At 68.0% G+C, this 12,428-nt stretch carries 13 protein-coding genes; 12 read left to right on the forward strand and 1 reads right to left on the reverse strand.

Annotated features, from left to right (window positions below):
• Nucleotides 1-10: 10 nt before the first annotated feature.
• Nucleotides 11-1,228: an MFS transporter gene (locus tag ACM0PY_RS15745; RefSeq protein WP_180884678.1), complete on the reverse strand. Its 1,218-nt coding sequence runs from the start codon at nt 1,226-1,228 to the stop codon at nt 11-13.
• Nucleotides 1,229-1,303: 75 nt separating this feature from the next.
• Here ACM0PY_RS15745 and ACM0PY_RS15750 point away from each other — a divergent pair, with 75 nt between their 5' ends.
• The 12 genes from ACM0PY_RS15750 to ACM0PY_RS15805 all read left to right on the forward strand — a co-directional run bounded on the left by ACM0PY_RS15750 (nt 1,304) and on the right by ACM0PY_RS15805 (nt 12,370).
• Nucleotides 1,304-1,753, forward strand: coding sequence for a winged helix-turn-helix transcriptional regulator (locus ACM0PY_RS15750; RefSeq protein ID WP_134970287.1), 450 nt, complete (start codon nt 1,304-1,306; stop codon nt 1,751-1,753).
• A gap of 73 nt (nt 1,754-1,826) precedes the next feature.
• On the forward strand, nt 1,827-2,954 hold the full coding sequence (locus ACM0PY_RS15755) for a metallophosphoesterase (RefSeq protein WP_134970290.1): 1,128 nt from the start codon (nt 1,827-1,829) through the stop codon (nt 2,952-2,954).
• A 133-nt stretch (nt 2,955-3,087) separates the two neighbouring features.
• Nucleotides 3,088-3,771: a response regulator gene (locus tag ACM0PY_RS15760; RefSeq protein WP_008265770.1), complete on the forward strand. Its 684-nt coding sequence runs from the start codon at nt 3,088-3,090 to the stop codon at nt 3,769-3,771.
• The gene (locus ACM0PY_RS15765) at nt 3,768-5,147 is read left to right on the forward strand and encodes a sensor histidine kinase (RefSeq protein WP_134970292.1); all 1,380 of its coding nucleotides are present in this window, start codon (nt 3,768-3,770) and stop codon (nt 5,145-5,147) included. Before ACM0PY_RS15760 ends, ACM0PY_RS15765 begins: the two co-directional genes overlap by 4 nt.
• 80 nt (nt 5,148-5,227) lie before the next feature.
• Entirely contained in the window at nt 5,228-6,064 is an 837-nt protein-coding gene (locus ACM0PY_RS15770) for an alpha/beta hydrolase (RefSeq protein WP_134970294.1), read from the forward strand.
• A gap of 1 nt (nt 6,065) precedes the next feature.
• Complete coding sequence (locus tag ACM0PY_RS15775; protein ID WP_021202495.1) at nt 6,066-6,425, forward strand: EamA family transporter; 360 nt, start codon at nt 6,066-6,068, stop codon at nt 6,423-6,425.
• The gene (locus ACM0PY_RS15780) at nt 6,422-6,820 is read left to right on the forward strand and encodes a DMT family transporter (protein WP_134970296.1); all 399 of its coding nucleotides are present in this window, start codon (nt 6,422-6,424) and stop codon (nt 6,818-6,820) included. The genes ACM0PY_RS15775 and ACM0PY_RS15780 overlap by 4 nt, the downstream gene beginning before the upstream one ends.
• A gap of 10 nt (nt 6,821-6,830) precedes the next feature.
• Entirely contained in the window at nt 6,831-8,033 is a 1,203-nt protein-coding gene (locus tag ACM0PY_RS15785; protein ID WP_134970298.1) for a DegT/DnrJ/EryC1/StrS family aminotransferase, read from the forward strand.
• A 174-nt stretch (nt 8,034-8,207) separates the two neighbouring features.
• Complete coding sequence (locus ACM0PY_RS15790; RefSeq protein WP_134970300.1) at nt 8,208-8,924, forward strand: MtnX-like HAD-IB family phosphatase; 717 nt, start codon at nt 8,208-8,210, stop codon at nt 8,922-8,924.
• A 64-nt stretch (nt 8,925-8,988) separates the two neighbouring features.
• Entirely contained in the window at nt 8,989-10,389 is a 1,401-nt protein-coding gene (locus ACM0PY_RS15795) for an aspartate aminotransferase family protein (RefSeq protein ID WP_134970302.1), read from the forward strand.
• Between the two features lie 28 nt (nt 10,390-10,417).
• Nucleotides 10,418-11,482: a GNAT family N-acetyltransferase gene (locus tag ACM0PY_RS15800; RefSeq protein WP_180884680.1), complete on the forward strand. Its 1,065-nt coding sequence runs from the start codon at nt 10,418-10,420 to the stop codon at nt 11,480-11,482.
• 3 nt (nt 11,483-11,485) lie between these two features.
• Nucleotides 11,486-12,370 (forward strand): hypothetical protein, encoded by an 885-nt coding sequence (locus ACM0PY_RS15805; RefSeq protein WP_180884682.1) that lies wholly within the window; start codon nt 11,486-11,488, stop codon nt 12,368-12,370.
• The last annotated feature ends 58 nt before the right edge of the window (nt 12,371-12,428 follow it).

Here is a 12,428-nt window from a genome sequence, read left to right on the forward strand (position 1 = left end):
GAGCAGTCGACTAACAGTCGACTCTACCGATTCGCGCGCCAGCCGCTGCTTTCACCGCCCGCCTCCGCCACACCGCCCACCACAGCAGCGCCAGCAGCGCGATGCCGGCGCCCAGCAGGCACACGGCAGGCCAGCCGTGCCGGGCCTGCACCCAGGGCCCGGCAGCCGCACCGGCACCACTACCCACCGCATAGAAGAGCATGTAAAGCGCCACCAGGCGTCCATGCTGCTCGCCCGGCGCGCGCAGCAGCAGCGCCTGGTTCGAGACATGCAGCGCCTGCCCACCCAGATCGAGCACGATCACGCCCAGCAGCAGCAACGACAGCGACTGCGGCAGGCCCAGCAGCGGCCACCACGCGACCAGCATCAACAGCAGCGCGCCAAGACTGACCCGATCGGCAAAACCGCGGTCCATCCAGTGCCCGACCCGCGACGCCATCAATGCACCTGCCACCCCAGCCAGGCCGAGCGCACCGATGGCCGCAGTGGACCACTGCAGCGGTGGGGCCGACAGCGGCAAGGGGGCCGCCGCCCAGAACACGTTGAGTCCGGCAAACAGCAGCAACGCCAGTGGACCGCGCTCGCGCAGCGTTCGATCCCGGCGCAGCATGCCCAGCATCGAGCCGATCAGGTCGCGCCAACGCGGCGGCACCACGGGTATCGGCACAGCCGGCAGGCGCCGCCACAGCAGTGCGGCCAGGGTCGCCATCAGCGCTGCCGACAGCAGATAGACTGCTTGCCAGCCGGCAATGGCCGCCACCGTGCCGGACAGCACGCGCGCCAGCAGCAACCCGATGAACACCCCGCCCTGCACCACCCCCACCACGCGCCCGCGCTGCGCGGCCGGAGCCATCGCTGCCGTGTAGGCGATCAAGCCTTGGGTCAGCGCGGTGCCCAACAGCCCGGCCAGCAGCATGCCCGACAACAGCCAACCGGCCGTGCGTGCCGCTGCCAGCCACAGCAGGGCTGCCACCAGTGCCGCCAGCTGCAGCCGCAGCAGGTGCCGTCGGTCACCGCGATCAGCCAGCGGCAGCAACCCGAGCAATGCCAGCACGCTGCCGGCCTGGGTCGCGGCCAACACCGCGCCGGCAACCGCCCGCTCCAGCGCGAAGGCGTGTGCAAGCTGATCCAGCAGCGGCTGCGCGTAATAGACGTTGGCAACGCTGGCGCCGGCGGCAACCGCAAGCAGCACCAGCAGGGGGCGTGGAATCGGCATGGCATTCGTCATCTGGTTTCATATTGAAACCGGATGCAGGCTAGCCACTTTGGTTTTAAACTGCAACCACATAGGACGGAGACCGCCATGCACGCAGACAGCCCCTGCCCCGTTGCCCGCAGCGCCGACCTGCTCGGTGATCGCTGGGCACTGCTGGTGATCCGCGATGCCTTCGACGGCGTCAGCCGCTTCGGCGACTTCCAGCGCAGCCTTGGCACCGCCCGCAACATCCTCAGCGATCGCCTGCGCAGGCTGGTCGAGGCCGGCATCCTGCAACTGCAACCGGCCTCCGACGGCTCGGCCTACCAGGAATACGTGCTCACCGCCGCGGGCCAGGCGCTGTTCCCGGTGCTGGTCGCGCTGCGCCAATGGGGTGAGCGCCATCGCTTCGACGCGGGCGAGGCCCATTCGCAGCTGATCGAGTCCAGCACGCGGCGACCGCTGCCGTACATGCAGCCGCGCGGGCGCGACGGTCGGCCCCTGCAGGCCGCCGCCACCCGTGTGCGCAAGCTCAGGGACGACGGGCACAGCGCCTGACCCGCCCATTCGCGCACACCGCGACCCGGTCGCGCCGGTTAGCATCGGATGTTTCCGCCGCCGGATACCGACGATGTCGCGCTATCGCCCTTCCCTGATGACCGCCCTGCTGCTGCCGTTGCTGGCCTGCAGCGCCGGAGCAACGCAGGCCCGCGAGGTTGCCGCACCCGCCGACCACGTGCAGGCCGATGGCCCCTATGTGTTCCGCCAGGGCGACCGGGTGCAGGCCAACTGGATCTGCGCCGACAAGGTCGAATCGCGCACGCTTGCCTCCGGGGCAACAGGGACTGATATCGCACCGCGCTGCGGCTACGGACACACCGTGCATGTGGCTGCGCCGAATGCAGCCTCGGTCTCGGTGCTGCCGGCCACACCGCGCATCGTCGCGCTGTCCGACATTCACGGCCAGTACGGGTTGCTGGTGCGCCTGCTGCGTGCCCATCACGTGATCGACGCGGAGGATCGCTGGGCGCTGGGCAAGGACACCCTGATCATCACCGGTGACGTGTTCGACCGCGGCCCGCAGGTGACCGAGGCGTTCTGGCTGCTCTACGGCCTGCAGCAGCAGGCGGCCGCCGCCGGTGGCGCCGTGCACTTCGTGCTCGGCAACCACGAAACCATGGTGCTGTACGACGACCTGCGCTACGTCAACCCGAAGTACCTGCGCAGCGCCCAGCTGCTGGGCCGCAGCTACCCGCAGCTGTATGGCGCCGACTCGGTGATCGGGCAGTGGCTGCGCACCCGACCGGTACTGCTGAAGATCGGCGATACCCTGTTCCTGCACGGCGGCATCTCGCCCGAGGCGGTGCAGCTGGCGCTGGACCCGGCACGCACCAACGCGGCCTACCAGGCCTCGCTGGGCCTGCCCAAGGCCGAAGTGAAGGCCGACCCGGCCACCGCACCGCTGTATGACGGCAAGACCAGCCCGATCTGGTACCGCGGCTATTTCGATGGCCGCCTTGACACCGCGGGTGTGCAGGCCGTGCTCGACTGCCTGCAGCTCAAGCGCATCGTGGTCGGCCATACCTCGATGCCACACGTCAGCAGCTTCCACGGCGACCGCGTGATCGCCATCGACAGCAGCATCAAGAACGGCGAGAACGGCGAACTGCTGTTCATCGAGGAGGGCAAGCTCAGCCGTGGCCTGCTGGATGGCTCCCGGATGCCGCTGGCGCTGGGTGAGCCGGGGCTGCAGGACTGAATGGAGGGACAGCGTGACGGCGCCGGGAGGTGCCGGCGCGCTCCACCTTCACCCGGTTTGCGGCTACCCTTCGGCAGCCGAGAGGCCCGCCCCGTCCAGCCGGTGGGCCTGACCGTTACAGGAGCCCCCGCGCATGCGCGTTCTGATTGCTGAAGACGACCCGGACATCGCCTCCGGCCTGTGCGCCTCGCTGCGCCGGCAGGGGCACGTGGTCGACCACGTCGACAACGGTGCGCACGCCGATGCAGCACTGGGCTCGACCCAGTACGCACTGCTGGTGCTGGACCTGGGGCTGCCGCAACTGGATGGCCGCGACGTGCTGCAACGACTGCGCCAGCGTGGCGATGGCCTGGCGGTGCTGGTGGTGACCGCGCGTGACGGCCTGGCCGAGCGGGTGCGCGTGCTCGACCTCGGTGCCGACGACTACCTGGTCAAGCCGTTCGCACTGGACGAATTCGAAGCCCGCGTGCGTGCACAGCTGCGGCGGGTCACCAGCAATGGCAATCCGGACCTGCGCATCGGCCGCTTGCGCCTGGACCTGGCCGGGCACCGTGTATGGATCGACGACCAATCACTTGAACTGACCGCACGCGAGTTCGGCCTGCTGTCGGCGCTGGCGGTGCGTGCAGAGCGCATCGTGTCACGCGCGCAACTGGTGGAAGCGCTGTGCGACTGGGGCCAGGACCTGACCGACAACGGCCTGGACATCGCCCTGCACCGCCTGCGCCGCAAGCTGCAGCCGGGCGGCATGGGCATCCGCACCGTGCGCGGGCTGGGCTACATGCTGGAAGACGCGCAGGACGACAGCGCCCCGTGATCAGTGGACCGCCCAGCCTGCGCCGGCGCCTGCTCGCCTTCCTGGCGTTGCCGATGCTGGGCCTTCTCACCTTCAATACGATCCTGGCCTATTACGTTGCGCTGGACTATTCCAACCGCATCCACGACCGCAACCTGATCGACGACACGCACTCGTTCGCGCAGATGCTGAGCACCATGCCGGTGACCAGCGACCTGTCTCCGCAGGCGCGCTTCCTGATCGAGTACGAACCCGACGGCCATCGCTATTTCAACGTCGACAGCAGCCGCCAGGGGACGCTCAGCGGCAATGCAGATTTCAGCGCCTACGCGCCTTCGCAGGAATGCACCGGCGTGGACCCCACCCTGTACGATGGCATTCTCAACGGCCAGCCGGTGCGCATGGCCACCGTCTGCACGCGTGCGATGAACGATCCGCAGGACCAGCTGGCGGTAACCGTGGCCGAAAGCATGGCCGAACGACGCCAGCGCGCGAGAGAGATCCTGATGATCATCATCCCGCTGATGACCATGCTGGCGCTGGGCACTGCCGCGCTGGTCTGGTTCGGGGTGACCCATGGCCTGCGCATCCTGACCCCGCTGAGGACCCGCCTGGCACAGCGCCGCGGCGAACTGGCGCCGATCACCGACGCCGACGTGCCGGAGGAAATCCAGCCACTGATCAGCACCATCGACGATCTGTTTGCCCGCCAGGCGGAAATGATCACCCTGCAGAACCGGTTCATCGCCGACGCCGCGCACCAGCTGCGCTCGCCATTGGCCGGCATGGCCCTGCACGTGGACCAGGCACTGGCGCATGGCGACCCGGACACGGTGCGCGAGGCACTGCAGCACATCCGCCGGCTCAACCAGCGCACCGCGCGGGTCAGCAGCCAGCTGCTGGCGCTGAGCCGGGCCCAGACCGTGCCGGAGACGGTGGAGGCACTGGACCTGTGCGAACGGGTGCCGCAGTGGGTCGGTACACGCGTGCCTGAAGCGATCCGCGATGGCATCGATCTGGGTTACCGCGGCAGCCCCCAGCCGCTGCGCGTGCTCGGCAACGGTGCCCAGCTGCAGGAAGCACTGGACAACCTGATCGACAATGCGCTGCGCTATGCCGGCCGCGATGCGACCGTTACCGTCGGCGTGCACGCGCTGGATGACAACGACGTCGAACTGTACGTGGAGGACAACGGGCCCGGCGTACCCGAGGACGTGATGCCGCGGCTGGGCGAGCGCTTCTTCCGCGCCCCCGGCACCACCGCCAGCGGCACCGGCCTGGGCCTGGCCATCGCCCACGAGGCGGTGGAGCACTTCGGCGGGCGCCTGACCTTCCTCAACCGCCCCGGCGGCGGGCTCAAGGTCGCCATCACGCTGCCGCTGCTGAAGGGCCCCTGACCCGGACCGGGGCGCTGAAAGGCTGGCGAAAATCGCGGTTGCGATCCTGACCCTCCCCACTGCCGTCCCGGAGCCGCCAGGTGACCGACTCGCACGACTTCTTCCTCCCCGGTGGCCCGCAGGGCGTGCTGCTGGTCCACGGCCTGACCGGTACCCCGGCGGAAATGCGCATGCTGGGCAAAGGGCTGAACAACGCCGGCTTCACCGTACACGGCGTGCAGCTGCCCGGCCATTGCGGCACCGTGGATGACCTGCTGGCGACCACCTGGGAACAGTGGTACCAGGGCGTGGAAGATGCGGCGGCAAGCCTGCGCGGCAAGGTCGACCAGCTGTTCGTCGGTGGCCTGTCGATGGGCGCGGTGCTGTCGCTGGCACTTGCTGCTCGACGACCGGACTGGGTGTCCGGCGTCGGCGTGTATGGCGCCACGTTCCGCTACGACGGCTGGAACATACCCGCCGTCGCCCGCCTCTCGTTCCTGCTGCCGTGGTTCAAGCGCTTCAACATCGGCCGCGACCGCATGTTCATGGAAGAACCGCCGTACGGCCTGCGCGACGAGCGCCTGCGTGCGCAGGTCAGCGCCGCCATGCTGTCCGGCGACAGCGCGGCGGCCGGCCTTCCGGGCAATCCCTGGCACGCGCTGGCCGAGATGCGGGCGCTGAGCAACTGGACCCGCCGCCACCTGCACCAGGTCACCGCCCCGTGCCTGGTGATGCACGCCCGCGAAGACGACGTGGCCAGCATGGGCAATGCCGAACTGGTGATGTCGCGGGTCAGTGGCCCGAAGGAACTGGTGGTACTGGAGGACAGCTACCACATGATCACGATCGACCGCGAACGCCGCGAGGTGATCCGCCGCAGCGCGCGCTTCTTCACCGGGATCGGTGAACGCAACGGCGTCCTCAAGGCGGTGGCCTGAGATGGGGGCACTTGCCACGCTGCTGTGGCTGGCCAATGTCGTGCTCGATACCGGTGGCCAGCTCGCCTTCAAGGCCGCCGCCAGCGACCCGCAGGAGGGCGAGGGACTGCAGCGCTGGAAGCACATGCTCAGCCGCCCCTGGCTGTGGATCGGCATCGCCTGTTACGTGCTTGAGTTCGTTGCCTGGATCGCCTTCCTGTCACTGGTTCCGCTGTCCAAGGGCGTGCTGCTGGGCTCGATCAACATCGTGGCGCTGATGATCGCCGGCCGCATCCTGTTCCGCGAGAAGCTCACGCCATTGCGGGTGACCGGGATGCTGCTGGTCACCGCAGGCGTGGCGGTGGTGGGGGCCGGCTCGTGAGGCGCCTGTATGTGATCGGCTTCCCCCTGCTGATGGCCTTCGACACCCTGGCCCAGCTGTGCTTCAAGTACGCCGGCGATGCTGCGCTGCCGGTCGAGGCCAACACCACCTGGCTGCTGCGCGTGCTGTCGCAACCATGGGTGTACGGCGCCATCCTGGGCTACGTGGGTGCGTTCTTCACCTGGATGAGCCTGCTGCGGCATGCACCGATCGGCCCGGCGTTCGCGGCCTCGCACCTGGAGGTGATCAGCGTACTGCTGCTCTCGGCGTGGCTGCTGAAAGAGCCTCTCACCCTGCACCACCTGGTCGGTGCGGTGCTGATCGTGGCCGGCATCGTCTGCCTCGCCCGCGCGGAAGCGGACGACCCGCACAGTCCCACCGAAAACGCTTCGTGAGCGCGTTGCGATGAGCCTGTTCGCGCGCGAACTGCCACCGACCGCCGGCCTGCCGATGCAGGCCAGCGACTTCCTTCCCGGTGGTGGTGACCTGCGCGGGATCCTGGCCAACCAGCTGGGCACGCCGCCGCTGCAGCTGACCTGTTCCGGCACGCACGCGCTGCTGATCGCCCTGCGCACCCTGCGCAAGCGCGCGCCCAGGCGCGACACGGTGATCATGCCGGCCTACACCTGCCCGCTGGTGCCGATCGCGGTGCACAGCCTCGGCCTGCGCGTGCAGCTGTGCGATACCCGGCGCGGCCACTTCGACTTCGATCCCGGCCAGCTCGAACGGTTGGCCGATGCGCGTACGTTGGCCATCCTGCCGACCCACCTCGGCGGTCGCATCGCCGATGTCGAACGGGCCTGCGACATCGCCCGCAGCGCCGGCGCCTGGGTCATCGAAGATGCCGCACAGGCGCTGGGCGCACGGGTGGGCAACAGCAGCGTCGGCCTGCGTGGCGACATCGGATTCTTCAGCCTGGCCGCCGGCAAGGGTCTGAGCCTGCACGAAGGCGGCCTGCTGGTCAGCCGCGACGACGAACTGCGCGCCGAACTGGCCGAGCATGCCGCCGAACACGTGCGCTTCAACCTGCGCTGGGAGCTGCTTCGCAGTGTGCAGCTGCTTGGCCTTGCCGCCTGCTATCGCCCCTTGTTGCTGTCGCTGGTGTACGGCAATCCGCTGCGCAGCGCACTGCGGCGTGGCGATCTGGAAGACGCGGTCGGTGACATTTTCCCGCTGGACATACCGCAGCACCGGGTCAGTCGATGGCGGCAGAACATCGGTGCCCATGCCGCGCGGCGATTGCCGGCGTTCCTGCAGGCCGGGCGCCTGCGCGCATTGCAGCTGCGCGTGCAGCTGGCACAACTGCCGGCGGTGGAGGTGGTCGATGGCCTGGCCGGCACCGGCGGCACCTGGCCGATGCTGATGCTGCTGCTGCCCAGCCAGCGCGCGCGTGACGCCGCACTGGACACACTGTGGCCGCGCGGCCTCGGCGCCAGCCGTATGTTCATCCGTGCCCTGCCCGACTACGCCTACCTGCGTGGCATCGTGCCGCAGAAGGACGTGCCCAATGCACGTGACTTCGCCGCACGCATGCTCACCCTTGGCAACAGCGCCTGGCAGACCCGTGAGGAGACGGCCGAAATACTGCAGGTCCTGGCCCGCGCCTGACCCGCACATGCATGCGTGGCCTGCGCGCCGCGCATTCATCCATGCATCTTCCTGAACGCTTTCCCAGCCCGTAAAAAAAGCCTTTCAACAGGAAAGGAACGAGAAAGGCGGCCTGCCTACATTGAGCCTGCCCCGGCATCGTGCCGGACGCTTCTTTCATCGACGGACCTGCCCATGCGCTGGAGCATCCTGTGTGACTTCGACGGCACCATCAGCCTCGAAGATGTCATCGACTCGCTGCTGGAAAAGTACGGCCAGCCGGGCTGGCAGGAACTGGAAGACCAGTGGAAGGCGGGAAAGATCGGCTCGCGTGAATGCATGCAGGGCCAGGTGCGGCTGCTGAAGCTGGACCCGGCCACGCTTGATGCCCATCTGGACCAGGTGCAGATTGATCCGGGCTTCGCCGCCTTTGTCAGCCGTGCCGGACAGCTGGGCGTTCCGCTGCGCATCGTCAGTGACGGCCTGGACTATGCGATCCATCGCATTCTCGCCAACCACGGCCTGGCGCAGCTGCCGGTGGTGGCCAACCACCTGCGCTGGTGCGATGACCACTGGGAACTGGAATCGCCCTACCAGGCCGAAGGCTGCCGCAGTGGCACCTGCAAATGCACCTGCGCCGCACAGGCGCGCGCCAACGAAGCGCCGCGCGTGCTGATGATCGGCGACGGCAGTTCGGATTTCTGCGTATCCGAAGATGCCGACTTCGTGTTCGCCAAGCGCCGCCTGATCACCCATTGCACCCATGCCGGCATCGAGCATGCCGCCATCGACACCTTCCACGACGCAATCGCACTGCTGCCGCGCTTGCTCGATGGCAGCCTGCTGCAGCCATGTCGTCTCGACGCCAGCCCGCAGCCCGCCGCACTGCCCCTGCTGCTGGCCACCGCCTGAGCACTCCCTTGCAGGCGCGCTCCCCTGTTACCCCTTTCGAACGTCCTTCACGGAACCGAACTGCATGAACATTTTTGACAAGAACGCCGCCGCCGCTGCCTCCGATGCGCAGCTGCTGGCCGACGAAGCCCGCTACAGCTCCTTCGGCGATACCGTCCACTACGTCGATCCGCCTAAGATCTTCCAGCGCGGCGAAGGCAGCTACATGTTCGACGGCGCAGGCGTGCCCTACCTCGACCTGCAGATGTGGTACTCGGCGTGCAACTTCGGCTACAGCAACAAGCGCCTGAACGATGCACTGAAGGACCAGGTCGACACCCTGCCGCAGGTCGCCAGCCAGTACCTGCACCCGACCCGCGTGCAGCTGGCCAAGACCATTGCCGTGGACATGCACGAGAAGTTCGGCCTCGACGGCCGCGTGCACTTCAACGTTGGCGGTGCGCAGGCCATTGAAGACTCGCTGAAGATCGTGCGCAACGCGCGCGGCGGCAAGAGCCTGATGTTCGCCTTCGAGGGCGGCTACCACGGCCGCACCCTGGGTGCGTCGTCGATCACCTCCAGCTACCGCTACCGCCGCCGCTACGGCCACTTCGGCGAGCGCGCGATGTTCATCCCGTTCCCGTACCCCTTCCGTCGCCCGAAGGGCATGACCCCGGACGAGTACTCCGACCACTGCGTGTGGCAGTTCGAGCGGCTGTTCGAAAGCGAGTACAACGGCGTGTGGGATCCCAAGGTCGGCCAGGCCGAGTACGCCGCGTTCTACGTCGAGCCGATCCAGGGCACCGGTGGCTACGTCATCCCGCCCCGCAACTTCTTCACCGGCCTCAAGCGCGTGCTGGACAAGTACGGCATCCTGATGGTCGTCGATGAAATCCAGATGGGCTTCTGGCGCACCGGCAAGCTGTGGTCGATCGAGCACTTCGGCGTGACCCCGGACGTGCTGGTGTTCGGCAAGGCGCTGACCAACGGCCTGAACCCGCTGTCGGGCCTGTGGGCGCGCGAAGAGCTGATCAACCCGACCGTGTTCCCGCCGGGCTCCACCCACTCCACCTTCAACTCCAACCCACTGGGCACCCGCCTGGGCCTGGAAGTGCTGAAGCTGGGCAAGGAAATGGATTACGAGCGCACCGTGCCGGAAAAGGGCGCGTACTTCCTCGACGGCCTGCGCGGCCTGCAGAAGCGCCACCCGGAAATCGGCGACGTCGACGGCCTGGGCCTGGCGCTGCGTGCGGAAATCTGCCAGGCCGACGGCTACACGCCGAACAAGGAGCTGCTGGACCGCATGGTCGACATCGGCCTGGCCGGTGACCTGCTGCACGACGGCAAGCGCATGGGCCTCGTGCTCGACGTGGGTGGCTGGTACAAGAACGTGATCACCTTCGCGCCGTCGCTGGACATCAGCTACGAAGAGATCGACCTGGCGATCACCCTGCTCGACCAGGCGCTGACCAAGGCCAAGGGCTGAGGTCGATGCGCTGCCGGTTCCCGTGCCGATGGAAATGACGTCACGCGCATCCAGCACCGCGCTGGAACCGGCCGCGCTGCTGGAGGGCTTCCTGGCCCACCCGCCGCTCGGATTCGAGGCAGGCCGCCTTCCCAGCGGCCTGCCGACCTTCCGTGCGCCGCTGGATCTGACCACCACCATGGATGGCGACCTGCGCGGCAGGCTGCTCGGCCTGCCGCTGTCGCGCCTGTGGCGGCCTTGGATCACCTGGAAGACGCGCTTCGTCGGTGCCACCAGCACCGAGTACACCCCGTTGCCGGCGCACGTGGCGCCGGAGGCGCTGGCCGAGGACGTGACACGTCACGCGATCGGCGATACCCGGCTGCTGGTGGTCAAGGACCTGGCGATCGATTCACCGCTGCTGGACGACGCCGCCAACGCACACAGCGGCGCCTTCCTGCAGGCGCTGCTGGCACGCGGCTTCGTCGAACTGGAAGGCATGCCGCTGGCCTGGGTGGCGATCGATTTCGATTCGCTCGACGACTATCTCGGCCGCCTGTCATCGTCGCGCCGCAAGAACATCCGTCGCAAGCTCCGTTCGCGCGATGACCTGCAGATCGACTGCATCGCCACCGGCAACCCGGCCCTGGCCGACCCGCAACTGCAGGCCGAACTGTACGCGCTGTACCTGGGCGTATACGCGCAGAGCGCGGTGCATTTCGACCAGCTCGACCTGCCCTATTTCCAGTACCTGCTGGCCGACAGCCAGGGCCAGGGACGGATGTTCCTGTACCGCCACCAGGGCCGGTTGATCGGCTGGAACCTGTGCTACGTGCATGCCGGCAAGCTGGTGGACAAGTACATCGGCCTGGCGTACCCGCAGTCGCGCGAGCACAACCTGTACGCGGTCAGCTGGATGCACAACCTCGAGTACGCGCTGCAGCACGGCCTGAGCCACTACGTGGCCGGCTGGACCGACTCGCGGATCAAGGCCGAGCTGGGCGCCCGCTTCACCTCCACCCGGCACGCGATCCACGCACGCTCCCCGCTGCTGCGCGCCGCCCTGCGCAAGCTGGCCCCGCACCTGCAGGGCGAACCTGATGGAGGCGGTTGAACGATGCCGTTGCGTTCCCCGCTGATCCTGGACCTGGACGGTGGCGTGCTGCCGCTGCCACAGGCGCAGACCCTGGCTCTGCCGCAGTGGCACGATCCGCTGCGCTTCGCCTGCAGCACTGCCACCCTCGACCGTTTCGCCGCTGACGTGCTGGCACCGCTGCCGGCCCAGCTCGGAACCGTCATGCTCGGCAGCGGCGACTTCCACCACCTGAGCCTGCCACTGCTGCGCCGCATGCATGGGCAGGCCCCGTTCCAGCTGGTGGTGCTGGACAACCATCCGGACAACATGCGGTTCCCGCTCGGCATGCACTGCGGCTCGTGGGTGAACGCCGCCAGCAAGCTGCCGCAGATCTCGCACATCCATGTGCTCGGCATCACTTCCAGCGACATCGGCCTCGGTCATGCCTGGGAGAACCACTGGCGACCGCTGATGGGTGGACGCCTGACGTACTGGTGCATGGACGTGGACGTGGGCTGGGGCCACCGCCTCGGCATGGGCCGTGCGTTCCGATGCTTCGAGCATCCGGAGGCACTGGTCGCTGCTTTCGCCGCCGAGCAGGCCGCATCCCCGCAGCCGACCTACCTGTCGATCGACAAGGATGTATTCGCCGAGGACGTTGCGCGCAGCAACTGGGACCAGGGCCGCTTCCAGCTGGAACACGCACTGGTGGTGATCGAAGCACTGCGCGCCGGTAGCCTGGTCGGCAGTGACATCACCGGCGAAGTCTCGCTGGCGAACTACCAGAGCCGCTTCAAGCGCTGGCTGTCGTCGCTGGATGGCCAACCGGACATCAGGGCCGATGATCTTCCCGTCTGGCAGGCGCGTCACCAGCAGGTGAACCGCGAACTGCTGGCGGCAATCGCCGCCGCACCGACGGCCTGCTGACCGCGTCGGCAATGCCGGCCGTTGGCCGGCGTGGCTTCGGTAGTGCCGGCCGCTGGCC

Source organism: Stenotrophomonas sp. BR163, assembly GCF_047520985.2.
GTDB classification, from domain to species: domain Bacteria; phylum Pseudomonadota; class Gammaproteobacteria; order Xanthomonadales; family Xanthomonadaceae; genus Stenotrophomonas; species Stenotrophomonas sepilia.